Raw genomic sequence first — 26,106 nt, 5'->3', positions numbered from 1 at the left:
TCCTGTCCGTACGGACGAACGGCCGCACCCCCCGCCGGCTCCTCTCAAAACAAAGGCGCCAGCAGCCGCGCGGCCGCTTCCTTCACCCGCTGGAGCTTCGACCGCCGTTCGAATTCGGCCAAATCGATCTCCTTGCTATTCTTCATATCCGTCACGAAATCCTGCTCCACCCGCTGGATCGTATCGCGGTCGAACAGAACGGCCATAATCTCGAAATTGCTGAAAAAGCTTCGCATATCCATATTCGCGGTGCCGACCGTCGCCAGCATCTTATCGATGATAAGCGTCTTCGCGTGAATGAATCCTTTCTGGTATTGGAAAAAGCGGACCCCCGCCTGCATAAGCTCCTGCACGTACGACATCGACGCCCAATGGACGATTCTCGCGTCCGGGACGCCGGGCAAAATGATCCGGACGTCCACGCCGCTCAGCGCGGCCGTCTTGAGCGCCATGGCGATGCTCGGATCGGGAATGAAGTAGGGTGTCGTAATGAATATGCGGCTGTGGGCCACGGCCATCGCCCCGAAGAACACTTCCTGTACCGAGTCCCACGGCGCGTCGGGTCCGCTCGCGATCAGCTGCACCGTCTCCTCGCCCTCGCATTCGTGCTCCGGAAAGTAGACCGAGTCGACGAGCGGCTTGCCGCTCGAAAACGCCCAATCCGTCGCGAACGTATGCTGCAGGAAATAGACGCTGTCGCCTTCAAGCCGAATATGCGTATCGCGCCAATAGCCGAGCTTCGGGTCGGACCCCAAATATTCGTCGCCCACGTTAATGCCGCCCAAAAAGCCGATCTTGCCGTCGACGACGACGATTTTGCGATGGTTGCGGTAATTGATCCGCTTGTCGAACAGCGCGATCAACGGCGGCAGAAAGACGTGCACCTCGACGCCGGCCCGCTTCAGCTCGTCCACGTACGCCCGGCCGAGCTTGTAGCTGCCGACGCCGTCGTACAGCAGCCGCACCTCCACGCCTTCCCGCGCCTTGCGCATCATCGTCCGCTGAAACCGTTTGCCGATCTCGTCGTCGCGAATGATGTAATATTCGACGTGAATGAACCGGCTCGCCTGCTCCATCGCCTCGAGAATGGCCTCGTACGTCGACTCGGCGTCGTTATAGACGTTCACCCGGTTGCAGGGCATCATCGGCGCCCCCGGCATGTTGCTCAGCAGCCCGATCAGCCGGTGCTCCCGGTAAATGTCGCACCGGTGGATCGCGTCGCCGGGATCGGCCTTGCTCGCCTTCATCCGGAGAGCGCGGCGGATTTCCTCGACGACCCGCCGGTTTTTGCGCCGCATTTTTTTTCGCTGCGTATATTCTTTAGCCAAAAAATAGTACATGATGAAGCCGATAATCGGAAGAACGAACAAGATCGAAAGCCACGCCACCGCCTTGGCCGGGTTGCGGAATTCCAGCACCAAGATCGTGGCGGTTTGAAAAACGAACAGCCCGAGCACCAGCCCTAGCCACAACATGGGGTCACCTCCTCGGACATCCGCGCTTGAAGCGGCCGACGACGCGCGTCGCCGCACTTTCTAGCATGCGCCGACGCGTTTGCCGCTATTCGCCAAACGGACCAAGACGTTCCGCGCGCCCCCTTCTCCCGCGCTCGCGGATCCGCCACATGCCGATCGCCATGACGGCCGTTGCGATCAGGCTGCCTTCCGCGCCGAATTGGCCTCCCGACCAAAGCGCGGGGCCGGACGTCTCCAGCTCGAGCAGCGAGGCGACCGGCGTGCCGGACACCTCGAAGCCGAACACGTTGCCCTGCACGAAGTTCCACGTCCAATGCAGGCCGATCGGAAACCAGAGCGAGCCCGTCGTTTCCCGGCATAGGCCGAGCAGCAGCCCCGCGGCGAAAATATTGAGGAGCGGCAGCGGATGCGCCAGTGCGCCGGGATTCGCCGCATGAAGCAGCGCGAAGAAGAGCGACGAGCAGACGACCGCGGCGGCCGGCCCGAACCGGTGCCGGATAACGCCTTGCACGTAGCCGCGGCTGAACAGCTCCTCGTTCAGCGCGACGAGCGCGAACAAACCGAGGAAGGCGGCGAGGTCGCCCCAGACCGCCGCATCGAGCCGGACGGCTCGCACCTCCGCCGCGCCGGTCGCCAGCATGACGAGAAAAATCGCCGTCATCAAGACGATGCCGAAGCCGGCTCCCTTCAGCAGCTCGCGCACCGCGTTCCGATCGCTCCAGCCGACGGACCAACGCGCTTTCCGCTCGAACAGGGCGTAGAGGAGCGGCACCGCGCCGATAAAGCCGATCGCCTGCGCGACCATCGAGCCGTAGACGAAGATCGGATCGTTCAGCAGTCGATCGAGCGAAGTCAAGTCGTAGCCGTCTCCGGCCCGCACGAGCCCGGCGATCGCGACGACCGGAATCATCGCTGCCAGCGTCAGGACGAAGGCCAGCACGAAGGCCAGCGCGATTTTGCCCGCCGCCCCCAGCGCCCGTTTCGTCATGTTCATCGCGTCCGCCCCCTTTCTTTTCCAAACCTTTTCCCATTGTACACATTCGCCGCCGGGCACGCTACCGCCGCACGAAAAAGCTCCTCCCCGGCCGGGAAGGAGCTTGATGGCGCCCGCGGTCCGTCAGGCGGCCACGTCGCGCTTGTTGAAGATGAGCCACGAGCAGACGTTGAACGCGACGAAGTAGACGAGCAGGACGCCGATCGAGAACGGCAGCGTCATCCCTTCCATCATCGCTTGCCCCTCGATATAGGGTGTCAGGTTCGTGTTCGCGAACAAAAAATATTTCCCCCAGCTGAACCGGCTCAGCATCATGGCGATCCCCGAGCCGGCGAACATCAGGAACATCGAGATGCCGATCGACAGCGAGCTGCTGCGGAACACCGTCGAGATCATGAACGCGAGCGTCACCGTCATGATCAGCTCGACGCATTGCAGCCCGAACGTGCCGAGCACGTGCAGCAGCATGCTCGATTCGACGACCGCACCCGACGCGTCCACGTACAGGTACGGGTGTCCCACGCCGCCGAAGCCGTAGAGGAAGGCGTTCGCCGCGAACGCGCTGCCGAACAGGAAGACGAGCAGCAGCAGCGAGAACAGGAGCGTCGCGACGTATTTGGACAGCAATATTTTGGAACGGCTGGCCGGCCGGATGAGCAGCAGCTTGATCGTCCCCCACGTGAACTCGCCGGCGACAATCTCCCCTGCGACAATAACCGTGAAAATGGTGACGAGCGCAATCAGGCTCGAGGCGTTCAGAACGCCGCTCCACAACGTCCGATCCCCGGGCGGGATGTCGTGCGCCAGCCGGTATTCCTGCAGCTGAATGCGCTTCTCCATCTCCCGCTTGACGGAATCCATTCCGACGTCCGCCATGCTCTGCTTGTCCTGCTCGATCGATTGGGCGACCTCCGCCCGCCAATCGGCGCCCGGTTGAGGCTTGGCCCCCAGCTTGTACACCAGGATCGCGGCGGTGACGGATATGCCGACGAGCAGCGCGACGAGTATCCATGTCCGGAGGCGCCGGTATATTTTCATATTTTCGTTGGTGATCAAGTTAAGCAATGGAATCCCTCCCCGTCATCTCCAGGAATTGATCCTCCAGCGTCTTCGTGCTGGCGCGGATGCCGTAGACGGCGACGCCCGCCTGCACGAGCCCGGCGTTGACCCGCGCGATCGTTGCCCGGTCCATCGGCGCTTCGACCGCTCCCGACAGCGCGACCGCTTCGCCGTCGACAAGGCCGGCCACGACGTCCCGCGCCGTTTCCGGATCGTTCACTTCGAAGCGGACGGTTTGCCGCTCGTCGCCGGCGACGATATCCTTGAGCGTGCGGACGTCGACCAGCTTGCCGTTCTGGATAATGGCGACCCGGTCGCACATCAGCTCCATCTCGGACAGCAGATGGCTCGACACGATGACCGCGATGCCTTCCTCCGCGGCCAGCCGGCGCAAATAATCGCGCAGCTCGCGAATGCCGGCGGGATCGAGGCCGTTCGTCGGCTCGTCCAGGATGAGCAGCTTCGGCGAATGAAGCAGCGCCTGCGCCACGCCGAGCCGCTGTCGCATGCCGAGCGAGTACGTGCGCACTTTGTCGCGGATCCGCTTCTCGAGTCCGACGAGCTCGATGACGTCCCGGATCCGGTGCTTCGTCACCCCCGGCACCATTCGCGCGTAATGGACGAGATTGTCGTAGCCGGACAAAAATTTGTACATCTCCGGATTTTCCACGATCGCGCCGACGTGGCGGATCGCCTGCTCGAACTGCGTGCGGACGCTCGCCCCGCCTATCGTAATTTCGCCCTCGGTCAAGGACATCAGCCCGACCATCATCCGGATCGTCGTCGTTTTGCCGGCTCCGTTCGGCCCGAGAAAGCCGAACACTTCGCCCGGCGGCACGTCGAACGTCAGCCCGTCGACGATCGTCTTGCTCCCGATCCGCTTCGTAACGTTGCGCAGCTTGACGATCGGTTCGTTGCCCATCGCACATTCCTCCCTGGTCGATTTTCGCTTGTTCTACCATAACCTCCGGAAGTCACGGAAGGTTAGTGAAGGCGGTCATATGATCGGTCATGCGGCGAATGACCGGCCGACACTACCCGCGGAATGAGGAATTGGGGTACAATGATACGAAACGGTATTATCATCGCGCGATCGGGCGCCCGCGGCGCGCTCGCATAAGGAGTGATGCCCGCATGTTCGTCGAACGAAGGCCTTGGCATTGGATCGAATGGATGCTGTTCATCATCTACACGCTGTGGTTCGCCCTCGGGCTCGCCTATTTGTTTTTCAAGCCGGACATCTTCGGCGACATTCCGTTTTTCACGATGCTTATCGCGCTGTTGGCGACGTATGTAATCCCGCTCGCCTTCTGGCGTCCGGGCTACGTGAACACGGCGATGTTCCCGGTTGCGGTATTCGCGACAGCCGGGAGCTTGCAGACGTATTTGACCGCACATCTGCAGGAGGAGGCCAGCATTATTCTCCTGCCTGCGCTGCTCGTCGGCTTCTTGTCCTGGCGCCGGACGATGCCGTTCACCGTGCCCGCGTTCGTCCTGCTGTTCCCCGTCTTAACCGCGTTCATCGTCAAAGAGTTCCACCTGATCGCCTTCTTCGGACGGCTCGTCGACTATTCGCTGCTGTTCGGGCTCGGGGTGGCGCTGCGGCGCATGCTGGCGACGAACTTGCGGATGCAGAAAGTGCTGGACGAGAACGAGACGCTGTACGGCCTCATCCGGGAGCAAAATCAAGTGCTGGAGCAGTACGCGAGCCAGATCGAGCAAATTACGCTGCTCGAGGAGCGCAACCGGCTCGCCGTCGAGCTGCACGACACGGTCGGGCATACGTTCACGTCGGTCATCATGGGGATGGACGCCGTCTCGTACTTGATCGAATCGGCGCCGCACAAGGCGAAGGAGAAGCTGGGCGTGCTCCGCGACGTGACGCGGAACGGCTTGGAGGAAATTCGCCGCAGCATCCATCAAATATCGCCGCAGGAGGACGAGGGCGGCCTTGCCGACCGGCTGTCCCGGCTCGTCGAGGAGTTCGAGACGCATACGGGAACGCGCGTCTCGTTCCGGGCGTCCGGCCCGCCGCTCGACGTGGCGAAGCAGACGAAGCTGACGCTCGTCCGCTGTCTGCAGGAGTCGCTTACGAACGCGAAGCGTCATGGGCTGGCGAATACGATAGCGGTATCGCTGCTGTTCGAGCGCGAGCGGCTGATTCTGCAGGTGCAGGACGACGGGAAAGGGACGAACGAGCTGAACCGCGGCTTCGGCTTGCGGGGGATGGAGCAGCGTCTCGCATCGATGCAGGGCTCGCTTCGCATCGTCTCCCGCGCCGGGGAAGGCACGATCGTCGTCTGCGAAGTTCCGATCGCGCCGAAAGGAGAATCGTCATGAAAGACATCAAGCTGCTGCTCGTCGACGACCAAGACTTGATCCGCGAAAGCTTGCACATCGTGCTCGATATGGATCCCGAAATCGAGGTCGTCGGACTGGCGGAGAACGGGCGGGCCGCGGTGGCGCTAGCCGAATCGGCTTCGCCGAACGTCATTCTCATGGACGTGCGCATGCCGGAAATGGACGGCGTCCAAGCGACCCGCGAAATCAAGCGGCGATGGCCGGATATGCGGGTCATCATCCTGACCACGTTCCAGGAAATCGATTATGTCGTCGACGCGCTGGGCGCTGGGGCGGAAGGGTATTTGCTGAAGGCGATTCATCCGAAGGAGCTGGCCGAGGGGATCAAATGGGTGCATCGCGGCGGTACGCTCATCCCGCAGGACATCGCGAAAATGCTCATCGAGCAGGTGCGGCAAGGCAACGGAGCTCCGACGGCGGGCGGTGCGGGGGAACGGGGCCGGGAGTCGGCCGCCGGCTCCAAGCCCGACGGTTACGGCTTGAGCGAGCGGGAGCTGCAGGTGCTGCACTGTTTGTCCGACGGCTTGTCGAACCGGGAAATCGCCGAGAAGCTGTTTTTGTCGGAAGGAACGGTCAAAAATTACATTTCGAACGTATACGCGAAAATGGACGTGCGCGACCGCATTCAAGCGGCCCGCAAGGCGCAGGACGAAGGAATGCTCTAATCGGGGTGCGAGGCTCCTTGGGCGGAAATCGCCGCGTCCATCCGCCCCTCCCCTCCCCGTGCATGCAGGATCGCGATCGCGGACCTCCCGTCGCTTAAGCGGCTTTGTTTCTGCCCAGCCGTCCGCGCTCTCCCCCCGCTGCGTCGAATGCAGTATAATAAGAAGGATCGAAGCCTTTGACGGACGAATGAAATGCAATCGCTTTCATATAGATGGGAAGGGTAAGGGGGGATCCGCTTGAACGTGTCTCACAGCTTGCGGTCGCGCAAATATTTGTTCAACATCCTGCTGTCCGTATCGATTCTGCTCGTCGTCACGCTGACCGGGGCGACCGTGACGCTTTACTACCACACGGAGAAAACGGTGCTGTCGATCCAGAAGGCGGCTAACGAGAAAATGCTGGCCCAAACGGTTTACAGCATCGATTCGACGAACGAGCTCGTCAAAAATGCGGCGATCTCGGCGTATTTCGATCCCGATATCGCCGAATTGATGAACGCCGACATTACGCGGACGTACGATCTGTACCAACGCATCATGGCGCTCGAGCGAATCGCCAAGGCGTTTCCGTTCCTGCATTCGGTCACCGTCTACAACAAGACGAACGGCTGCTATTACTCCTACTCCCCCAACGCCATATGGCCCTGCACGGACGAAGGAGTCAACGGAACGATCGACCGGTACGTTCGCGAGCATCCCGACATTCCGAAGCTGAAGCTCCTTCCCGTATCGCTTCGCGCCGCTTCGGACGGCCGCAGCGAAATCGACTTCTTCTCGTACTTCCTGTTCGGACCTACGACAGGGGAGAAAGGCAAGCCCGGCTCGGTCATCGTCAACGTCAAGCCGGACTGGCTGTTCGCCCAGCTCGAAACGATCGCCCGGCTGAACGACGGCGGCAGCGGGCGGCTCCTGCTCGTAAACGGCGACGGCAGCATGTACGACCCGGAGGCGAAGCGCTGGCTCGCCCCCGACGGCTTGAGCCGCCAAGTGAAGGAGCGGATGGCGCGCTCGGGCGCGACGGCGCAGCTGTTCGTCAGCGGCACCGGCGAAAGCAAGGCGATCGTGTCGTACATGGCGTCCCGGGCGAACGACTGGGTCGTGCTCAGCGTGCAGCCGTACGGCCAACTGTTTCGCGACATTATGCGGATGCGGGGGCTGTCGTTCGGCTTGATCGGCCTGTTCATCGTCCTCTCGCTGGCCGGTTCCGTCATTATATCGTTCAAGCTGTATCGGCCGATCGAGACGCTGCTGCGGACGATACGCGGTCATGTGCGCGAGCCGGTGCCGGCCGGGGGCGGCGGCAAGGACGAGCTGGCGTTCATCTCCGGCGCCTTCCAGGCGACGGTCGGGCGGATGCAGGAGCTGGTGACGGAGCAGCAGGCGCAAGGGCGTCTCGTCCAGTCGTATTTGCTGAAGAAATGGATCGCCGACAGCGAGAGCCTGACCCCGCTCGACTTTCTCGAAATCGAGGAGCAGTGCGACTTCCGCTTGCCGGAGGGCTCCCGTCTGCAGGTCGCGCTGCTGCAGATCGACAACTACCGGGAGTTCGCGAGCCGGGTCGACGAGCGCGACCGCCACGCCTACAAGTTCGCCGTCGGCAACATCGCCGGCGAAATGCTGTCCGGCTTGCGCCGGACGGCCGTCATCGACATGAGCCACGACCATCTCGTCGCGCTCATGCGGATCGACCCGGGCGAGCCGGGCGACGCCCAGGACGACGCGCTTCCGGACGCGCTCGCCGAACGGCTTCGGGCGATTCAGCAAGCGGTATCGCGCTATTACCGCATTTCGCTCAGCGCGGCGCTGAGCGCCCCCTGCGACCGTTACCGCGACGTCAGCCGCTCGTACGGACAGGCGCTGGAGCTGGGGAAGTACCGGCTCATCTTCGGCCGCGGCGCGCTCATTACCCCGCAATCGGTCGAGCGCAACGAGCGCTCCGGCCCATACGAGCCCGCGCCCGCCCTCGAGAAGAAGCTGGCCGAATCGATCAAGAGCGGCCGCCGGGAGGCGGCGCTCGAGGCGATCGACGAATGGTTCGCCGGCATCGCCGGTCTGCGGAGCGATCAGATGGTGTTCGGCTTGTTTCACCTATCCGCGCATTTGAGCCGAACGTTCGGCGAGCTGAACGCGAGCCGGGTGCAGCAGCTCCGCTACGACGCCCAGCACGCCGCGCAGCGTCTCGCCGCCGCCGAATCGCTCGACGAAGCGAGGCGGTTCGTCCGGGAGACGGTCGGCGGGCTGCTGGACGAAAGCAAGACGACGACGGCCGAGCTGACGCACCGGCTCATCGTCGACACCGTCAAGCAGATGGTCGACGCGCGCTACCCCGACCCCGGTCTGTGCCTGCAGCAGATCGCTTCCGCCGTCCGGCTGTCGCCCGCCCATGCGAGCAAGCTGTTCAAGCAGCATGCCGGGCTGTCGATCCCGGAATATATTACCGAAGTCCGGCTGCGCCACGCGCTTCGCCTGCTCGCCGACGAGCATTACAGCGTCAACGCCGTCATGGAGAAGGTCGGCTTCGAGAATCAAAGCTACTTCTTCCGTCTGTTCAAGAAAAAATTCGGCTCCACACCGAAGGAATACCGGATGAAAAACGCGCTCCAATAATGGCTGCGGCGGCGGACTTTCGCGGCTCCATCCGCCGACGGCGCGGGTGCTGTACAGCGATTCGGCAAAAGTACAGTGCCCCTTGTCGACCGTTTCGACGAAAGTACAGTTTCGCGGCGCGCTTCCTTTATGTCATGCTCGGTACGAACTACCGACAAAGGAGGGTCCAGGCATGAAACCGAACGCATCGAAGTGGAAGCGTCTCGCCGTTCCGGTCGCCGGCAGCCTGGCGGTCGCGATGCTGGCGAGCGGGTGCGGCGGCGGAGCCGCGGACGAAGGCAAGACGCCCGCCGCCGGCAATCCGCCGGCCGGAAGCGAGCAACAGGCGGGCGCGGCCAAGGAGAAGGTGACGCTGAGCTGGTTCGTCACCGGCGGCGCCAATACGAATTTGCCCAAGGACGACTTCGTCCTGAAGACGATCCAGGACAAATTCAACGTCGAGCTGAAGCTGCAGTTTCTGCAGGCCGGAACGGACTACGACAACAAGATCAACGTCATTCTGGCCGGCGGCGAAGCGCCGGATATGTTCCTCGCCACGGGGCAGGCGTCGCAAAAGTTCGCGAAGGACGGCCTGCTCGCCGATATGACGCCGTTCGTCAGCCCGAAGACGATGCCGAACTACTTCAAGTACTGGTTCAACGAGAAAAGCTTGAAGGCGTACGAGGTGGAGAAAGGCTTTTGGCGGGCGCCGGTGCCGTACGCGACGCGCAGCTACCGGTCGTACTACGTGCGGAAGGACTGGCTCGACAAGCTCGGGTTGAGCGTGCCCGTCACGTACGAGGATACGCTGAACGTCATGCGGGCGTTCACGAACAACGATCCGGACGGCAACGGCAAGAAGGATACGTACGGGTTCGCCGCTTCCGGCAACGGCAAGCAGCTGTCGTACGATTTCCCCCAATGGCTGAAGCACGGGCTGATCGGGGCGAGCATGCTGGAGGGCGACCGGTTCGTCGACACGCAGACCGACTTGAGGCTGACGGGCGTATTCGACGACGTCGTCGCCATGATGAAGGAAGGCATTGTCGATCCGGACTGGTTTTTGAACAAGGGCACGCAGCATCTCGACAAGGCGATCCAAGGAAAGGTCGGCATCGTCCTGTCCGACGAGAAGTTCGCGCTCGACAGCGTCCCGAACAGCTACCAGAACAAGGCGAAGGGCATCGATCCGAAGGCGGACTGGGTGCCGTTCCACCCGTTCAAGGATACGGGCATCTGGACCGAAAACGTACCCGGCTCGCCGTTCCTGTTCTCGAGCGCGACGGCGGCCAAGTCGCCGGAGAAAATCAGGCGCAGCGTCGAGATTCTCGACTATCTCGCCAGCCCGGAAGGGTATTTGCTCACCCATTACGGCCTCGAAGGCAAGCATTATACGAAAAACGGCAGCACGATCACGCTGAACAAGGCGGCGATCAAAACCGATATCGTCGACAACGGAGACTTCCTGAACATTTGGAACTTCTTCTCTCGCGTCAACGAGCCGGAGCGCGTCGGCCTGAACGTCGTCGACCCGGACGTAACCGACCGCGACCGCCGCATTCTGGAGACGATCAAATCCTATACATACATCCCGTCGATCCAGATCAGCACCGCGCCGCCGGCCGGCGTCAACATCGGCGACTTCCGCAACAAAAGCTACGAATATTTCGCCAAGCTGCTGTTCGAGGAGAAATCCGGCGCCAATTGGCCGAAATACCGCGAAGAGCTCATGACGAAATACCGCGGGAAGGAAACGTTCGACTTCTACGCGCAGCAAGTGAGCCAAGCGCTCGGCAAAACGTACGTATTCCAGTAAAGGCGTTTTCGATTCGTCGTCCGCAAACGAACCGAGCGTGGCATGGCTATCCCATCCCCATCCCATGGCGGCCGGTGCGACGAAACGCGAAAAAGACTTCCATGCCGGCTGCACGCCGGATGGAAGTCTTTTTTTCAGCCTGCGGTGACGGCCGGCGGCTCCGGCGGCCCCTCCCGCTCCCGAACCGGGACGAGACCGTACCGCTCCCACGCCCGGCTGCGCCAGCGAAATACCATGACGATCGAGCGGATCCATTCGTCCGCCGCGATGGCGAGCCATATGCCCGCAAGCCCCATATCGAGCCGGAAGACGAGCAAATAGCCGAGCGGCAGGCTGATGCCGACCATCGAGATCAAGCCGATGTACACGGGAAACTTCGCGTCCCCCGCCGCCCGAAGCGAATTGATGACGACCAGGTTGCACGTGCGCCCCGTCTCGAGCAGCAGGCCGAGGACGATCACCTGCGCCCCCAGACGGATGATATCCGGGTTGTCGGTGAACAGGCCGAGCAGCGGCTTGCGGAAGGCGATGACGATCAAGTCGATGGCGACCGTCGCGATCATCGCCCATTTCACGCTGACCCATACCCGTCCGTACGCCTCGTCCGTACGCCTCGCTCCGACGAGCCTTCCCGTTATGATGGCCGTTCCCATTCCGACCGCCGCGCTGAACAAGTAGACGTACGTCGAAATGTTCGAAGCATATTGGCGGGAGGCGAGCGCCTCCGCCCCGAGGAACGTGGCGTAGAAGAAAAAGACGAGCTGGCACGAATGGTACAATATTTGCTCGAACGCGGACGGGATGCCGATTCTCAAAATGCCGCGTATATGGGTGACGGACAGCTTGACGTAGTGCGCCGCTTGAATCCGCACCTCCATGACGCGATACATGAGCCAGAAAAACACGGCCATGCAGAGCAGCCGGCTGGCGACCGTAGAGATCGCCGCCCCCTTCACGCCCAGCTCGGGCAGCCCCCAATGGCCGAAAATGAGCAAATAGTTGCCGATGACGTGCACGACGTTCATGCCGAGCGAGACGAGCATCGTTTCTTTCGTAAACCCGTGCGTCCGTACGATGGCGGCCGCGATATTAATGAGCGCCTGCAGGAAGATGCCTCCGCCCACGATGGCGAGATACGTCTCGGCGTGCGCCAAAATGTCGCCGTGCAAGTTCATCGCCCGCAGCATCGCCCCTCCGCCCAGGAGGAACAGCAGGCTCAAGGCGAGGCCGACGAGCGCGTTCAAGGCGACCGCGGTCGCCGATATGCGCGACGCCTCGTACAGCATCCGCGAGCCCAAATACTGGGCGATGACGATCGCCGCGCCGTTGCCGATCACTTCCAATATAAGGATCGCGACCGAGACGATCTGGTTCGCCGCCCCGACCGCCGATACCGCGTCGTCCGATACCCGGCTGAGCATGAACGTGTCGACGCTGCCCATCAGCATGAACAGCAGCAGCTCGAGGAAGATGGGCCATGTGAGCGAAACCAGGCGGAACGATTGCTTTTCCATGATGTCACCTATTTCGAACCCCGATTGCCGGGATACAAGATTCAGACGATAGCATAGCATATCCGGGTTCGTCTTGCCTAATGGAAAAAAGAGAAACGCAGCCCGTCCCGGACTACGCTTGCCCGTAACCGGAAGCGAGCCCGCTTCCGTACAAGCTCAGCAGCTCGCGTACCCGGACCGTCTCGCCGACGACGATCAGCGCGGGATTGTCCAGCTTCATCGACTCCGCCAGCTTCTGTACGTTGGCGAGCGTCCCGGTGACGATCCGCTCGCTCGGCGACGTCCCGCGCTCGATCAGCGCGACCGGCGTCGAGCCCGGCTTGCCGTGCTTCAGAAGCTCGTCGCGGATCGAGCCGAGACGACCGACTCCCATGTAGATGACAAGGGTGTCCGCGCCATGGGCAAGCAAATCCCAACGGACGTCCGCCTCCTCCCCGTGACGGCGGCTTCCGGTGACGACGGCGAACGAGGCCGCGACACCCCGGTGCGTAAGCGGGATGCCGGCGGACGCCGCCGCCCCGATCGCGGACGTGATGCCGGGCACGACCTCGTACGGGATGCCGCGGGCCGCCAGCGCGAGCGCCTCTTCCCCGCCGCGTCCGAAGACGAACGGATCGCCGCCCTTCAGCCGGACGACCGTATTGCCTTCGAGCGCGTACCGGATCAGCGCATCGTGGATCGCCTCCTGCGTCATCGCATGCCGCCCCGGCGCTTTGCCGCAATCGACCAGCACGGCTTCCGGCCTCGCGTACGCGAGCAGCTCCGCGCCGACGAGCCGGTCGTACAGGATGACGTCGGCGGATCGGATCCGACGCATCGCCTTGACGGTAATGAGCTCGGGGTCACCCGGTCCGGCTCCGACGATATGCACGATCCCCGCCGCCGCTCTCATGCGCTTTTCTCCGTCGATCTCGGCTCCAAACCGCCTCCCGCAGCCGGACGATTCGGCGACAGGACGATTCCTTTTTGCGAGAAGTAAAAGAGGAGCCCGGTGAACAGCACGCCGCCGACGAAGTTGCCGATCAGCACCGGCAGCTGGTTCCACAGCCACCAGTCGCCCGCGCTCACGTTCGCGCCCAGCATCATGCCGGCGGGGATGACGAACAGGTTGACGACGGCATGCTCGAACCCCTGCGCGAAGAACGTTAAAATCGGCAGCCACATGGCGACGATTTTGCCCGTCGCGGAAGCCGAGGTGAACGCCATGACCGCTCCAAGCGTCACCATCCAGTTGCACAGCACAGCCTTGACGAAGACGAGCATCAAGCCGCCGAGCCCCATCTGCTTGTAAGCGATCGTCTTCGCCTCGGCCGTCTGAACGAGCATCTGCGCGAGCGGAGCTCCCGCATCCGTGCCCATCTTCGTGACGGTCAGCCCGTACAGCGCGGCATATGCCGCGCAGCCGAGCAGATGGCCGACGATGACCCAGCCGTAATTCGCCATCATCCGCGACGCCGACGTCCGCTTCTCCAGTACGGACAACGGGATGAGCGCGAAGCTGCCGGTCACGAGCTCGAGACCGAGCAGCACGATCATGACGAACCCGACCGGGAAGACGAGCGCGCCCACGAGCGGCACCTTCGTCTGGACCGAAGCCGTATAGGCGAGCGTCGTGGCGCATGCCAATATCGCCCCCGCCATCGCGCCGCGCACGATCATTTGCGACGTCGCAAGCTTCGCCTTGGCGGCCCCCGCCTCGATCATCCCTTGCAGCACTTCGGCCGGTTTCACGTAATTCATCTCGAGTTCCTCCTTTATCCCACCCTGACATAAATGAAGCCGTTCTCGTCGTCGATCTCGACCGGGTACGTCGTCACACAGCCTTCGTCCGGCTCCTGAACGCGGCCGCTCGCCAAATCGATCCGCCAATCGTGAAGCGGACAATGAACCGCCGTGCCGCACACCATCCCTTCCGACAGCAGGCCGCCCTTGTGGGGGCAGCGGTTCTCGACGGCCAGCACCTTCCCGTCGGACAGCCGGAAGACGGCGATTTCCGTCTCCCGGACGCGCACCTTGCGCGAGCCCTTCGCATCGATGTCGGTTACGGTGCCGACCAGCACTTTGTCGCTATTGACCATGGCGCTTCTCCCCCTTGCGTGTTATACCGTCTGCGGCTCGGACAGCGGCTCGAAGTTTTTGCGGAGCTCCTCGCTGCCGATAATGTCTTTCCACGGATCGGTCGTCCGCCGCAGCGTCGTCTCGATCCGCTCCACGAGCGCGAGCCGGTCTTCCTTGCGCTCCAGCGCCTTCTTGACCGCATCGAGGCCGACCCGCTCGACCCATACGGACGTCCGCTCGTTCCAGTTCGCGTTCTCCCGGTAATATTGAAGGAACGACCCCGCCCATTCGACGACCTCGTCCTCCGTCTTCACCGTGCACAACAGATCGGTCGCGCGGACGTGGACGCCGCCGTTGCCGCCGACATGCAGCTCCCAGCCGCCGTCGATCGCCACGACGCCGAAATCTTTGATCGTCGCCTCCGCGCAGTTGCGGGGACAGCCCGATACGGCCAGCTTCACCTTCGCGGGCGTGTTCAGCCGCTCGAACGTCTTCTCGAGCCGGATGCCCATCGCGATCGAGTCCTGCGTCCCGAACCGGCAAAACGTCGAGCCGACGCACGTCTTCACCGTCCGAAGCGCCTTGCCGTAGGCGTAGCCGGAAGGCATGTCGAGCTCCGCCCACATGGCGGGCAAATCTTCCTTCTTCACGCCGAGTAGATCGATTCGCTGGCCGCCCGTAATTTTCACCATCGGCACGTCGTACTTCTCGGCGACCTCGGCGATCTTCTTCAGCTCCGAAGGCGAGGTGACCCCGCCGTAGATGCGCGGAACGACGGAATACGTGCCGTCCTTCTGAATGTTGGCATGGTAGCGCTCGTTGGCGAAGCGGGACTCCTTCTCGTCGACGTACTCCTCCGGCCACAGCATGCCCAGGTAGTAGTTAAGAGCCGGACGGCATTTGGAGCAGCCCTCCTCCTGCCGCCAGCCGAGCACGTGCATCGTCTCCTTGACCGTCTTCAGCCCCATCCGTCCGATCTCGGCGACGATCTCGTCCCGGCCGAGCGGCGTGCAGCCGCAAATCCCTTCCTTGACCGGTGCGGCGGCCGCGTCTCCGGCATACAGGCCGAGCAGCCCTTCGACGAGCGGCTTGCAGCCGCCGCACGAGCCGGACGCTTTCGTGCACGCCTTGATGTCGCCGACCGTCGCACAGCCCTTCGATCGGATCGCCTCGGCGATCGCGCTCTTCGAAACGCCGTTGCAGCCGCAGACGATCTCGTCGTCGGCCATGGCCGCCAGCCGGGCGGCGGGGGAGGTGCCGCCCGCCTTGTCGAACGAAAGACCGAGCAGCAGCTCCTTCTCCTTGCCGGCGACCGACTCGCCGCTTCGAATGAGCGAGAACAGCTTCGCCCCGTCGCTCGTATCGCCGAACAGGACGGCGCCTACGAGCTTGTCGCCGGCGAGGACGATTTTTTTGTACACGCCGTCCACTTCGTCCTGGTAGCGGAGCGAACGCGTACCCGGCGGCTCGTCGTACTGTCCGCCGGAGAAGACGTCGACGCCCGACACCTTCAGCTTCGTCGACGTGACGGAGCCTTTGTAGCCGTCCGTCGCGACGCCGGCCAGCCGCTTCGCGAGCACGGCTCCTTGCTCGTACAGCGGGGCGACCAGGCCGTAGGCGATGCCGCGATGCTCGGCGCATTCGCCGACCGCGTACACGCCGGGGACGCTCGTCTCCATGAAATCGTCGACGACGATGCCGCGGTTCACTTCGATGCCGGCCGCTTTCGCCAGACCGACGTTCGGCCGGATGCCGACCGCCATGACGACGAGATCGGCTTCGATCTCGCTGCCGTCGGCGAAGCGCAGCCCTTTCACCCGTTTTTTGCCGACGATCGCTTCGGTCTGCTTGCGAAGCAGAAACGTCATGCCCTGCGCCTCGAGCTCGCGCTGCAGCATCTTCGCCGCCGTCTCGTCGAGCTGGCGCTCCATCAAGTAGTGATGGATATGGATGACGGATACGTCCATACCGAGGTGCAGCAGCCCTCTGGCCGCCTCGAGGCCGAGCAGCCCGCCGCCGATGACGGCCGCCTTCTTGTACGTCTTGGACGCCTCCAGCATCGTCTCGCAATCCTTGATGTCCCGAAATGCGATGACGCCTTGTTTGTCCGCGCCCGGCAAAGGCAGCATGAACGGGTCGGAGCCGGTGGCGATGACGAGCGCGTCGTATTCCGCCTCGACGCCGCGATCGGAGACGACTTTGCGGCCGCGCGTATCGATTTTCACGACCGTGTGGCCGGCATGCAGCCGGATCCCGTTCTCCCTGTACCAATCCCAGTCGTTCAGGACGATATCCTTCATATCCGCTCCGCCCGCCAGTACGGACGACAGCATGATCCGGTTGTAGTTCGGATGCGGCTCCGCGCCGAATATCGTAATGTCGTAGGCGTCCGGAGCGAGCTTCCTCACATGCTCGACGGCGCGCACCCCCGCCATGCCGTTGCCGATCAGGACCAATTTGCGGCGTTCGTTCATCGTCACGTTCCCCTTTCGTTCAATTCGTGTGTTGGTTTGCGCAAACGTAAAAAAGCCCGTCTTCGCCCGCGGGACACCAAAGTTCCCGTACGAAGCGAAGGCAGGCTACGTTGCCGCTTCTCACCGAATACACCGTTGTATTCGGGAAGTGAAGTTGTTATCCTCACTATATAGGACGCCCTCGGATCATGTCAATATAGTTGACGCAAAAACAAGGAATTTTCTTTATATCGACACGAAGGACGGTTTTGTGTTATATAATTTTACATATAACATGACCCGCCGTATCCATCCGACCTTTTTGCGATAACGAAAGAAAGGAGCGTCCCTCATGCGCTCATTGCTCGTGATTCATAACCGGGCGGCGGAGCCGGAACGTCAGGCGGTCTCCGCCTCCCCCAAGCCGGCGCCGCCCGAAACGCTGCTCCGCGCGTACGGCTATGCCGTCGCCCGCGCAACCGACGAAGCGGAGGCGGCGAAGCGGATCGCGGAAGCCGACGCCGCCATTTTGCACATCCCCGTCTCGGACATACCGGCCTGGGCCTCCCTGCTGCTCAAGCGGAAAATCGTCCCGCTGCTCTGGTGGTGCAGCGAAGCGACGGCCGCTTCGTCGCTCGAGGCGTGCGAGGACAACGTGCCGATCGACGGCGTCCTGACGGCATCGATGAAAGAAAGAGAGCTGCATTGGGCGCTCCACTTCGGAGCCAAGCAATGCTTCGAGCGGCAGCAATGGCACAACGAGCGGGCGCAGCTGCTGTCCCGCATCGAGGAGCGCAAATGGATCGACATGGCCAAGGGCATCTTATGCGACATGAAACGGATCACGGAATCGGAAGCTTACGATATTCTCCGCAAGCAGGCGATGAACGAACGGAAGCGCATCGTGGACGTCGCCGCCTCGATCGTCAAGGTGTACCAGCTGCTGCAGGAGCAAAAACAGAAAGGGGCGAAACGATGATTCATTTGCTGAAGGAGGTCGCGCGCGGAAAGCGCGGCGCCCGCGACTTGTCGTACGAGGAGGGGCTCGAGGCCGCCGAATCGATATGGGGGCTTACGGCGACGCCCGCCCAGATCGGGGCGTTCTTCATCGCGGAGCGGATCAAGATGGAAAGTGTGGACGAGCTCGAGGCGTTCGTGACCGTCTGCCGGCGGTACGCGCATCGCGAGTCGGTTCAGGAAGGCTTGGACTGCGCCGGGCCGTACGACGGAAGAAAGTCGTCCTTCTTCGCCACGTATGCGACCGCGTTCCTGCTCGCCGCCGCCGGACTGCCGGTGACGCTGCACGGGACGGCCTCTCTCCCGCCGAAATGGGGTACGACGCTTCACGACGTGCTGGCGGCATCGGGCATCGATGCCGGGAAGCTGTCGCGGGATCGATCGATCCGGATCGCCCGCGAGACCGGCGTGCTTTACGTGCCCGCCGAGCAATGGTGTCCCCCGCTCGCCCGGCTGCGTCCGATCCGCGAGGAGCTCGGCATGCGCACCGTGCTCAACACGGCGGAGAAGCTGGCCGATTACGCCCATTCGCCGTACTTGGCGTTCGGCGTGTACCACAATACGGTGTTCGACCGGCTGGCAAGGCTGCTCGTCAAGCTCGGCTATCGGAAAGCGCTGATCGTGCAAGGGCCGGAAGGCTCCGAAGACTTGTTCATCGATCGTCCGACGCGGACGTATACGGTCGAGAACGGGGAATTCGCCCTTCATGTGATCGATCCGGAATCGTACGGCTTGGACGCACCGCTGCCGGAAACGGATTGGACGCCCGCCGAGCAGGTGCGGACGACGGAGGCCGTGCTGCGCGGCGAATCGGATGCGGCCTTCTACAATCAGGTGCTGCTGAACGGAGCGGTGCGGCTCCGCTTGGCGGAACGGGCGAAATCGGTCGAGGAGGCGCTGTACGCGTGCAAGTCGCTGCTCGACAACGGCGATGCCTGGTCACTCTACGTCCGATGGCGGGACGCCATGCAGACGGAGGAGGAGACGGTCGGCAGCGGCAGCGGCGGATCGGCACCCTGAATCGACCGGCCCGCCGGCATCTCTCCATTCGGAAACGGCTTCGCTTCGGCCTGCCCCGGCTCTTCGACGGCCCGGGGCTTTTCGCCGTTCGAACAACGCGACACCCTTCGAACAAATCCGGCGTAGGCTCCCGCTCCCCGATATGGTATGGTTGTGGTATAAACCGGCAAAAAGGAGCGTGACCTCACATGCAACCGACGGACATTCGCCGCCTGGCGGAAAACGTGAAACGCAACATCGGCCGCGTCATCGTCGGCAAGGAAGACGTTATCGATCAGCTGCTGATCGCTTTGATCGCTTCGGGCCACGTTCTGCTCGAGGACGTGCCCGGCACGGGCAAAACGATGCTGGCGAAAGCGATGGCCAAGTCGCTGCGCTGCACTTGCAAGCGCATACAGTTTACGCCGGATCTGCTCCCCTCCGATCTGAGCGGCATTAACTATTACAACCAGAAGGAGGGCGAGTTCCAGTTCCGGCCGGGGCCCGTCTTCACGAACATTTTGCTCGCGGACGAGATCAACCGAGCCACGCCTCGGACGCAGTCTAGCCTGCTCGAATGCATGGAGGAGCGGCAGGTGAGCATCGACGGGGAGACCCGTTCGCTAAGCCGGCCGTTCATGGTCATCGCGACGCAAAATCCGGTCGAGAACCAAGGGACGTTCCCGCTGCCCGAAGCGCAGCTCGACCGGTTTCTGTTGAAAGTGCGGATGGGGTACCCGTCCCTCGAGCAGGGCGTGGACATCCTGAAACGGTTCAAGCAGGACAATCCGCTCGACGCGCTCGAAAGCGTCGCCGACGCGGAGGAGCTCGTCGCCGCCCAGCGGGCGTACTCGCAGGTGGCCGTCCACGACGACCTGCTCGAATATATGGTGCGGCTCGTCGAGCGGACGCGCAGCCATCCCGACGTCGCGCTCGGCGTCAGCCCGCGCGGCAGCCAGTCGCTGCTGAAGGCGGTGCAGGTGCACGCCATCCTGCAAGGACGCGACTACGTCCTGCCGGACGACGTCAAGGCGATGGCAAAGCCGGTGCTCGCCCACCGGCTGCTGCCGAAGCATGCGACGCGGCTTAAGGAGGACGCGGCCGAATCGATCGTCGACCAGCTGCTGCGCGAGACGCCGGTGCCGGCGGAAGCCGTCGCGCGGCGAGGGTAGCCGCGCATGAGCGTCCATTGGCTGCTTCTCGTCGCCGCGCTCGTCGTCTTTTTGCAGGGGAAGGCGTATCAACGGTGGGGACTTCGCCATGTCGGCTACCGGCGGTACTTCGACGTACCCGCCTGTTATCAAGGCGAGGAGGTGCAGCTCGTCGAAGTCATCTCCAACCGGAAGGCGATGCCGCTTCCTTGGCTGCGCCTCGAATCGCTCATGCAGGCCGGGCTCCGGTTCCGCAGCCAGTCCAACCTGGACATTTCGAGCGGCGAGCTGTTCCAGAACCATAAAAGCTTATTCAGTCTCATGCCGTACACGCGCATCACGCGCAAGCACCGGGTGCTGTGCGCAAGGCGGGGCTGCTACGATTTGCAGACGGCGACGATGACGAGCGGCGACCTGCTCGGCGTGTTCGTCACGTACAAGACGCTCCAGTTCGACCGGCAGACGCGGCTGCTCGTCTACCCGGAGCCGATCCCGATCGAGGATGTGCCTCTCCCGTCCCACAGCTGGCAGGGCGACGTGTCGGTGCGGCGCTGGATCGTCGACGATCCGTTCCGGATCGCGGGCGTGCGCGAGTACCGGTACGGCGACACGATGAACGCGATCAACTGGAGCGCGACGGCGCGGGCCGGCCGGCTGCAGGTGCACCAGCGCGATTTTACGGCCGATCACCGGATCATGATTTATGTCAATTTCGAGATGACGGAGACCATGTGGGGGGCGGTGACGAATCCGGAACGCGTGGAGAAAGCGATCGCCTACGCCGCCTCGCTAGCCCGCTACTGCCTCTCGCGCGGCATCGATACCGGCTTCGGCTGCAACGGCGCCGTCATCGACCGGCCGAAGGAGCAGGTCCGGGTCGCTCCGTCCGGGGGCGACGCCCATCTGACCGACCTGCTCGAGACGATGGCGATGCTCGTCATCGAACGGAGCGTCGGGTTCGCCGAATTTCTCGAAGCCGATCTGCAGCGGGGCGTCTCCAGCACCGATTTCATCGTATTCACCTCTTACGTCAGCGACAAGATGGAACGGCACATCGAGCGGCTGCGCCATACGGGCAATGCGGTGGAGATCGTCCTGATGACCGACGAGCCGAACCGTTCCGCCGCCGAAGACCGGTCCTCCGGGCTTGAACGCGACGACGCGGCGGCATCGAAAGGAGCGTGACGATCGGCATGCGTCATGGGCAACGAATCGCCGCCGCCTGGCTGCAGGGGCTGGCCGAAATGTTATTCGCGTTTCCGGTCCTGGCCGCCGTCTATATCGCCGTACCCGGCTGGACGCTGTCCGCTCCGCTCTGGCTCGCCGCCCTGTCGCTGGCGTACGCGCTCGGCTACGCGTTCCATCGCGCTTTTCCGGCCGTCCGCCATTGGCAGTCCGTCCTGGCCGCCGTCGCCGTACCCGCGCTGGGCGCTTGGCTCATGGCCGGCTCGGCCGTCGCCGTTGGCGCGAACTTCGCACTGGCGCTGGTCGCCTGGGTGCGCGGACGGCAAAATCGGCTGTACGGCTGGGACCGTTCGTTCGTCCCCGGCATCGCGTGGATCGGGATGATCGGCTATTTCCTGGCGTCGTTCTTCTACCCCCGCTTCGACGTCACCGCTCCGTTCGCGCCTTGGGTGACCGGCTTCGGCATCGGGGCGCTGGCGCTGGCGCTGTACCGGACGAACGGCTCGACGCTGGACAAAGAATCGCTCAGCACCGACGCGGCGAGCAAGCCGCGCCTTTCCGGCGAGACGAAATGGCGCAACCGGGCGCTCGTGTTCGCGCTGTTCGCGCTCATCCTGGCGCTCGCCGCGTTCCGCACGATCGCGTCCGCCGTCAAGGAAGCGGCGCTGTTCGTATTCGGCGGCGTCTACGCCTTGCTGCTCCAGCTGTTCAATCTGTTCGGTTCGGGTCCGGTCGGGCCCGAACCGGCATCGCCGCCGCCGCAGGACCTCGGTCCTCTATTCGAGCCGGCGAAGCCGTCCGCATTCGCGAAAGTTATGGAGAACATCATGTACGGGGCGGTCATCGTCCTGCTCGCGGCCGCCGCGATCGCGCTGCTGTACGTCGGGGGCAAGTACGTCCGCCGCTGGCTGAAACGGTTGATGGGCTGGTACGGGGAACGGCTCGAGAGCGGCCTTGAAGCGGGGTATTTGGACGAGAAGCAGTCGCTCATGGACGGGCGGGAATGGGCGCGCGAGCGCGCCGAGGCGTGGAAGCGCCGGTTCGCGGACTTGTTCCGCAAGGAGCCCGGCTGGGACGACTTGGCCGACAACCGCGAGCGGGTGCGCCATGCGTACCGCCGGCTGCTGCTCGGGCGAATGGCCGGCGGGTACGCGCACGACGAGGCGCGGACGCCGCGCGAGACCGGCCGCGAGCTCGAGCGGCGCACCCCGCTCGGGCCGGACGAGGCGGCCGCGCTGCGGCTGTACGAGGACGCCCGCTACGGCGGCAAAGCCGTATCCGACGAGCAGGCGGCGGCGGTGAAGCCGCTGTTCCGCTCGGGCGGGGGCAAGCGCGGGTAGGCGCGTCGCCCATACGACAAACCGCCGGGTAACCTCGCGTCCCCGGCGGCTCCGATCTTCGACGACGGCAAAAAGCTCCCGCCAATCGCCGATGTACCGGCGATGGCGGGAGCTTTTCTTCGCGTCCTTGCGTCTTTGCGTCATGCGGATCGGTCAGCCGTTCGATTGTTCCGTCCGCCGGCTCAGCAGCACCTGGACGAGCGCCGCCGCGATCGACAGCGCCGCGCAGATGATATTGACCTCCTGCGGGCTGAGCGTCTTCCAGAAGACGACCGCGTGGATGAGCTGACCCGTGGGGGTCAGCACCAGCCACAAAAACAAACAGGCCGCGATCAGCAGCGGTTGCAACAGCTTGACCCATTTGCGCGGCCGTCCCCGTTTCTCCGTGCCGTTCATAGGTTTCGTCTCCACTCCGTTATCCTCCCGTGATTCCTTCGTTATTGGCGCGGAACCGGCGGTTCCATTCCCTCTTGTCCGATGGCTCCGTCAGGAGCTATTTTTCTCTCTATTTCGTTGCGATAAACAGGGGGGCGAGCTTGTCCTCAAGCGCTCGCTCCAAGTAAGGCGTAATTCCGAGCGTCCCGGCGAATGCGCGGTACGCGGCGGCCAGCGCGGCCGTCTCCGCGCCGTCCGGCCCGCGGCGTTCCTTGACGGCGCGGATGAGGATGTTTTTCGGCGTATGCTCCATGTCGATGAACTCCAGCAGCTGCGTCTTGTAGCCGACCAGCTCGAGCAGCTGCGCCCGCGCCGCGTCGGTGGCGAGCGAGGCGAACCGCTCCTTGAGAATGCCGTGCTTGAGCAGCGGCGAGAGCGCGTCGCTGCGCACCTGCCCGAACAGCTCGTGCTGGCAGCACGGCACCGACAGGATGACGCCGGCGTCCCACCGGACCGCCTTCTCCAGCGCGGCGTCCGTCGCCGTATCGCAGGCGTGCAGCGTTACGACCATATCGACGGCGCCGTGCTCGTCGTAGCGGCTGATGTCGCCGACGAGGAAGCGGAGCCGCTCGTAACGGAGCGTTTGCGCCAGCGCGCCGCAGTGGGCGATGACGTCCTCCTTCAGGTCGAGGCCGACCGCCTCGATGTCGAGCTTGCGGACGTCATGCAAGTAATGGTACAGCGCGAACGTCAAATACGACTTGCCGCAGCCGAAGTCGACGATCCGGATCGTCCGGTTTTGCGGCAAATAGGCGACGATGTCGTCGATCATTTCGAGAAACCGGTTGATTTGCCGGAACTTGTCGTATTTCGCCGCGAGCACCTTGCCCTGCGCGTTCATGACGCCGAGCTCGACGAGAAACGGGACGGGCGTCCCCTCCTCGAGCAGGTACCGCTTCTTGCGGTTGTGCGACAGCTCGACGGTCGTCTTCGTCGCCCGCTTTTTCAATACGGTCGCTTCGCCTTTCTTGTTGAACAGGATATGGTAGTCGGCGCCGCCGGTTTGCAGCAGCGCTTGCTTGTAATGGGCGAGCAGCAGCTCCTCCGCGCGGGCGGCGGTCCTCTCCGGCTCGACGTTCTCGTGCAGCACCTTCGTGCCGGTATAATGGGCGAATTGATAATGCAGGCCGTTCTTCAGCATGACCGGCTTGATCTTCACCTTGTCGGCCGTCGCCCCGCTTCCTTTCTTCGGCTGGCTGAGCACCGCCTGCGTCCACGTTCCGGCGGCGATCGTCTCCCGCAGCAATTCCGATACATCCATACACGAATCCCCCAAAAGTGACGTAAACGTTCGAACCTCATGCCGCGTACTTTTCGGGGAACCCCCGAGCCCCGTTCTCCGAAAGCAACGCGATGCTTCCTTTCGGGACCATTATACTGCATCGGGGGACGCAAACGGAAATCGGACGCTAACGGTCCGTTCCGGCGGAAGGCTCCGCTTCGACGACGACACTGCCGTACAGCCGGCCGCCGACGAACGCCATCAGCCGCCACAACCCCGGCTCCGGAAGCGTCAGCATGGCCGGAACCGCGGCATCCGCGCCGTTCAGGGCGGAGCCCGTATCGGGAGCGGCGAACAGCTCTTCGATTCGGCTCGTTCCTTGCCGCACCGCCCGGATCGTCAGCTCGCCCCGCAGCTCGTCGGGCCTGCCCCAGAAGTGCCACATATACTTGTTCGCCCGGCCCGCCCGAAAGCCCGCGTCGATGAAGCCAAGCCTCCCCTGCACGCCGCGAAGCTCGTACGCCCCTCCGCGAAACGTCGGGCTCACCTGCCACGGATGATCGGGAACGTCGAACGCAACGTCGCCGTACCGCTCCCCGTCCAAAAAGACGGTAAACGTCCACACCCCCGGCAAAGGAAGCGCGAAGCGGGTGGGGATGCGGGTAAAGCCGCCGTACGCTTGGCCGGCCTCGGACAGCTTCGTCTCCGCAAGCTCCTCCATCGTATATCCGGTGCCCCGGTGAACCGCTTCGATCCGGATCGTCCGGTCTTGCAGACTCTCGAACGGCTCGTATACATTCCACCAGCAGCCGGCCGGATTCCCCGCGGTGTAGTCGCCGCCCGGAAACGCCTCCACTAGTTTGACGTTTTTCGCCGTGTAAAGGTTTCGTGTCTCCCTTTCATTCCCATTTCCAATTCCGGCATTCGGCCCTTCGCGCCAGCCGGCCGGATCGGCGACGGCCACCAGCAGCAGGACGGCGGCGGCGCCGGCAGCGGCGTATCGTTTGATGCGGCGAAACCCGTTAACGCCTTCGCTGCCGCGACCGTGCAGCCTCCCGATGACGTGCCGCCGGTTATTCTCGCCGAACGACCCCGCAAAGGGCGAATGCCGCAAGCCGGCATACCAATCGGGCTTCGGTGCGGCCGCTTCGTTTCGATCGTTTTTTGACGTCATTCGCGATCCAACTCCTTTCTCGCCCGCTCCACCTTGGACCTCGCCCGGTGCAGCCGCGATTTGACGGTGCCCTCCGACACGCCGAGCAGCTCGGCCATCTCCCGATACGACAGTCCGTAGTGCGCCTCCAGCACGATCGCTTCCCGGTACCGGGCGGGGAGCGCGAGTACGATATCCCACAGCTCCCGTTCCGCCTGCCGCTCCATCACCGTCTCTTCCGCCGACCGGTGGGCACCCTTCGGCCCGAGCAGTCCCGCCAGCGTTACCTTCCGGACGAACGCGCTGCGCCGATAATTCAAGGCCGTTCGCCGCGTAATGGCGAGCAGCCACGTCTTCACGGAGCTTTCTCCCCGAAACGAAGCGAGATGAAGATACGCTTTCCAGAACACGTCCTGGGCGATCTCGTCGGCCGCATCATCCCGTCCGGCCAAAACCCGCGCATACCTCCATACTTCGTCGCCGTATGCGCTCATGAGGTCGTTCAAGAGCGATTCCGGATCCCCGCTCCGAATGACGTGCCGCATGTACTCGTGATCCAAACGCATTCACCTCTATTCGTTAGACACCTCCCGTGCCGCAAATGTTCCCGCTCCGGTCCAATA

The 26,106-nt window shown here is 63.3% G+C and carries 22 protein-coding genes; 9 read left to right on the top strand and 13 right to left on the bottom strand.

All coding sequences use genetic code 11. From position 1 onward, the window contains the following. Positions 1–44: 44 nt before the first annotated feature. The 4 genes from cls to DLM86_RS17995 form a co-directional block, all read right to left on the bottom strand. Positions 45–1,475 (bottom strand): cardiolipin synthase, encoded by a 1,431-nt coding sequence (gene cls / locus DLM86_RS18010; RefSeq protein WP_110841453.1) that lies wholly within the window; start codon positions 1,473–1,475, stop codon positions 45–47. Positions 1,476–1,560: 85 nt separating this feature from the next. Further along, a complete protein-coding gene (locus tag DLM86_RS18005) occupies positions 1,561–2,469 on the bottom strand; it encodes a CPBP family intramembrane glutamic endopeptidase (protein WP_110841452.1) in 909 nt (302 codons plus the stop codon). A 123-nt stretch (positions 2,470–2,592) separates the two neighbouring features. Then, the gene (locus tag DLM86_RS18000) at positions 2,593–3,534 is read right to left on the bottom strand and encodes an ABC transporter permease (RefSeq protein ID WP_110841451.1); all 942 of its coding nucleotides are present in this window, start codon (positions 3,532–3,534) and stop codon (positions 2,593–2,595) included. Beyond that, complete coding sequence (locus DLM86_RS17995; protein WP_110841450.1) at positions 3,527–4,450, bottom strand: ABC transporter ATP-binding protein; 924 nt, start codon at positions 4,448–4,450, stop codon at positions 3,527–3,529. Before DLM86_RS17995 ends, DLM86_RS18000 begins: the two co-directional genes overlap by 8 nt. A gap of 212 nt (positions 4,451–4,662) precedes the next feature. On the opposite strand from DLM86_RS17995, the gene DLM86_RS17990 reads away from it, so the two are divergent. The 4 genes from DLM86_RS17990 (at position 4,663) to DLM86_RS17975 (ending at position 10,956) form a co-directional block, all read left to right on the top strand. Further along, entirely contained in the window at positions 4,663–5,868 is a 1,206-nt protein-coding gene (locus DLM86_RS17990) for a sensor histidine kinase (protein WP_158289540.1), read from the top strand. Beyond that, positions 5,865–6,554, top strand: coding sequence for a response regulator transcription factor (locus tag DLM86_RS17985; protein ID WP_110841448.1), 690 nt, complete (start codon positions 5,865–5,867; stop codon positions 6,552–6,554). The genes DLM86_RS17990 and DLM86_RS17985 overlap by 4 nt, the downstream gene beginning before the upstream one ends. A 243-nt stretch (positions 6,555–6,797) precedes the next feature. Beyond that, a complete protein-coding gene (locus tag DLM86_RS17980; protein ID WP_245954722.1) occupies positions 6,798–9,161 on the top strand; it encodes a helix-turn-helix domain-containing protein in 2,364 nt (787 codons plus the stop codon). A 172-nt stretch (positions 9,162–9,333) separates the two neighbouring features. Beyond that, the gene (locus DLM86_RS17975; protein ID WP_110841446.1) at positions 9,334–10,956 is read left to right on the top strand and encodes an extracellular solute-binding protein; all 1,623 of its coding nucleotides are present in this window, start codon (positions 9,334–9,336) and stop codon (positions 10,954–10,956) included. A 134-nt stretch (positions 10,957–11,090) separates the two neighbouring features. Here DLM86_RS17975 and DLM86_RS17970 read toward each other — a convergent pair whose 3' ends face one another. From DLM86_RS17970 to nirB, 5 genes are all read right to left on the bottom strand, one after another. Then, on the bottom strand, positions 11,091–12,470 hold the full coding sequence (locus DLM86_RS17970; protein WP_110841445.1) for an MATE family efflux transporter: 1,380 nt from the start codon (positions 12,468–12,470) through the stop codon (positions 11,091–11,093). A 112-nt stretch (positions 12,471–12,582) separates the two neighbouring features. Continuing rightward, positions 12,583–13,362, bottom strand: coding sequence for a uroporphyrinogen-III C-methyltransferase (gene cobA / locus DLM86_RS17965; protein ID WP_110841444.1), 780 nt, complete (start codon positions 13,360–13,362; stop codon positions 12,583–12,585). After that, entirely contained in the window at positions 13,359–14,210 is an 852-nt protein-coding gene (locus tag DLM86_RS17960) for a formate/nitrite transporter family protein (RefSeq protein WP_110841443.1), read from the bottom strand. Before DLM86_RS17960 ends, cobA begins: the two co-directional genes overlap by 4 nt. A gap of 14 nt (positions 14,211–14,224) precedes the next feature. Then, positions 14,225–14,548, bottom strand: a complete 324-nt coding sequence (gene nirD, locus DLM86_RS17955; protein ID WP_110841442.1) for a nitrite reductase small subunit NirD — start codon at positions 14,546–14,548, stop codon at positions 14,225–14,227. A 21-nt stretch (positions 14,549–14,569) separates the two neighbouring features. Next, positions 14,570–17,002, bottom strand: a complete 2,433-nt coding sequence (gene nirB, locus DLM86_RS17950) for a nitrite reductase large subunit NirB (RefSeq protein ID WP_110841441.1) — start codon at positions 17,000–17,002, stop codon at positions 14,570–14,572. Positions 17,003–17,333: 331 nt separating this feature from the next. On the opposite strand from nirB, the gene DLM86_RS17945 reads away from it, so the two are divergent. From DLM86_RS17945 to DLM86_RS17925, 5 genes are all read left to right on the top strand, one after another. Beyond that, positions 17,334–17,960, top strand: coding sequence for an ANTAR domain-containing response regulator (locus tag DLM86_RS17945; protein WP_110841440.1), 627 nt, complete (start codon positions 17,334–17,336; stop codon positions 17,958–17,960). Continuing rightward, complete coding sequence (locus DLM86_RS17940) at positions 17,957–19,018, top strand: anthranilate phosphoribosyltransferase (protein WP_110841439.1); 1,062 nt, start codon at positions 17,957–17,959, stop codon at positions 19,016–19,018. The genes DLM86_RS17945 and DLM86_RS17940 overlap by 4 nt, the downstream gene beginning before the upstream one ends. 188 nt (positions 19,019–19,206) lie before the next feature. Further along, positions 19,207–20,169 (top strand): AAA family ATPase, encoded by a 963-nt coding sequence (locus DLM86_RS17935; RefSeq protein ID WP_110841438.1) that lies wholly within the window; start codon positions 19,207–19,209, stop codon positions 20,167–20,169. Between the two features lie 6 nt (positions 20,170–20,175). Then, positions 20,176–21,333 carry a DUF58 domain-containing protein gene (locus DLM86_RS17930; protein WP_110841437.1) on the top strand — a complete coding sequence of 386 codons (1,158 nt, stop codon included), beginning with the start codon at positions 20,176–20,178 and terminating at the stop codon, positions 21,331–21,333. Between the two features lie 254 nt (positions 21,334–21,587). Then, positions 21,588–22,673, top strand: coding sequence for a DUF4129 domain-containing protein (locus DLM86_RS17925; RefSeq protein WP_425453984.1), 1,086 nt, complete (start codon positions 21,588–21,590; stop codon positions 22,671–22,673). A 153-nt stretch (positions 22,674–22,826) separates the two neighbouring features. Here DLM86_RS17925 and DLM86_RS17920 read toward each other — a convergent pair whose 3' ends face one another. The 4 genes from DLM86_RS17920 to DLM86_RS17905 all read right to left on the bottom strand — a co-directional run bounded on the left by DLM86_RS17920 (position 22,827) and on the right by DLM86_RS17905 (position 26,043). After that, positions 22,827–23,084 carry a hypothetical protein gene (locus DLM86_RS17920; protein WP_146250241.1) on the bottom strand — a complete coding sequence of 86 codons (258 nt, stop codon included), beginning with the start codon at positions 23,082–23,084 and terminating at the stop codon, positions 22,827–22,829. A gap of 94 nt (positions 23,085–23,178) precedes the next feature. Next, complete coding sequence (locus DLM86_RS17915; RefSeq protein ID WP_110841434.1) at positions 23,179–24,369, bottom strand: class I SAM-dependent methyltransferase; 1,191 nt, start codon at positions 24,367–24,369, stop codon at positions 23,179–23,181. Positions 24,370–24,517: 148 nt separating this feature from the next. Further along, positions 24,518–25,504, bottom strand: a complete 987-nt coding sequence (locus DLM86_RS17910) for a DUF4871 domain-containing protein (protein WP_110841433.1) — start codon at positions 25,502–25,504, stop codon at positions 24,518–24,520. After that, complete coding sequence (locus DLM86_RS17905; protein ID WP_245954698.1) at positions 25,501–26,043, bottom strand: RNA polymerase sigma factor; 543 nt, start codon at positions 26,041–26,043, stop codon at positions 25,501–25,503. Before DLM86_RS17905 ends, DLM86_RS17910 begins: the two co-directional genes overlap by 4 nt. Positions 26,044–26,106 lie beyond the last annotated feature (63 nt).

It is taken from the genome of Paenibacillus flagellatus (assembly GCF_003217775.1).
Taxonomy (GTDB): domain Bacteria; phylum Bacillota; class Bacilli; order Paenibacillales; family NBRC-103111; genus Paenibacillus_AB; species Paenibacillus_AB flagellatus.
Note: the sequence above shows the minus strand (reverse complement) of the source record. Positions and strands in the feature narration are given on the sequence as shown.

What these genes read in the sequence shown, in the direction of transcription:
- cls (WP_110841453.1), bottom strand. Translation starts at nt 1,475, where the DNA reads ATGTTGTGGCTAGGGCTGGTGCTCGGGCTGTTCGTTTTTCAAACCGCC.
- DLM86_RS18005 (WP_110841452.1), bottom strand. Translation starts at nt 2,469, where the DNA reads ATGAACATGACGAAACGGGCGCTGGGGGCGGCGGGCAAAATCGCGCTG.
- DLM86_RS17995 (WP_110841450.1), bottom strand. Translation starts at nt 4,450, where the DNA reads ATGGGCAACGAACCGATCGTCAAGCTGCGCAACGTTACGAAGCGGATC.
- DLM86_RS17990 (WP_158289540.1), top strand. Translation starts at nt 4,663, where the DNA reads ATGTTCGTCGAACGAAGGCCTTGGCATTGGATCGAATGGATGCTGTTC.
- DLM86_RS17985 (WP_110841448.1), top strand. Translation starts at nt 5,865, where the DNA reads ATGAAAGACATCAAGCTGCTGCTCGTCGACGACCAAGACTTGATCCGC.
- DLM86_RS17975 (WP_110841446.1), top strand. Translation starts at nt 9,334, where the DNA reads ATGAAACCGAACGCATCGAAGTGGAAGCGTCTCGCCGTTCCGGTCGCC.
- DLM86_RS17970 (WP_110841445.1), bottom strand. Translation starts at nt 12,470, where the DNA reads ATGGAAAAGCAATCGTTCCGCCTGGTTTCGCTCACATGGCCCATCTTC.
- cobA (WP_110841444.1), bottom strand. Translation starts at nt 13,362, where the DNA reads ATGAGAGCGGCGGCGGGGATCGTGCATATCGTCGGAGCCGGACCGGGT.
- DLM86_RS17960 (WP_110841443.1), bottom strand. Translation starts at nt 14,210, where the DNA reads ATGAATTACGTGAAACCGGCCGAAGTGCTGCAAGGGATGATCGAGGCG.
- nirD (WP_110841442.1), bottom strand. Translation starts at nt 14,548, where the DNA reads ATGGTCAATAGCGACAAAGTGCTGGTCGGCACCGTAACCGACATCGAT.
- nirB (WP_110841441.1), bottom strand. Translation starts at nt 17,002, where the DNA reads ATGAACGAACGCCGCAAATTGGTCCTGATCGGCAACGGCATGGCGGGG.
- DLM86_RS17945 (WP_110841440.1), top strand. Translation starts at nt 17,334, where the DNA reads ATGCGCTCATTGCTCGTGATTCATAACCGGGCGGCGGAGCCGGAACGT.
- DLM86_RS17940 (WP_110841439.1), top strand. Translation starts at nt 17,957, where the DNA reads ATGATTCATTTGCTGAAGGAGGTCGCGCGCGGAAAGCGCGGCGCCCGC.
- DLM86_RS17935 (WP_110841438.1), top strand. Translation starts at nt 19,207, where the DNA reads ATGCAACCGACGGACATTCGCCGCCTGGCGGAAAACGTGAAACGCAAC.
- DLM86_RS17930 (WP_110841437.1), top strand. Translation starts at nt 20,176, where the DNA reads ATGAGCGTCCATTGGCTGCTTCTCGTCGCCGCGCTCGTCGTCTTTTTG.
- DLM86_RS17925 (WP_425453984.1), top strand. Translation starts at nt 21,588, where the DNA reads ATGGCCGGCTCGGCCGTCGCCGTTGGCGCGAACTTCGCACTGGCGCTG.
- DLM86_RS17915 (WP_110841434.1), bottom strand. Translation starts at nt 24,369, where the DNA reads ATGGATGTATCGGAATTGCTGCGGGAGACGATCGCCGCCGGAACGTGG.
- DLM86_RS17910 (WP_110841433.1), bottom strand. Translation starts at nt 25,504, where the DNA reads ATGACGTCAAAAAACGATCGAAACGAAGCGGCCGCACCGAAGCCCGAT.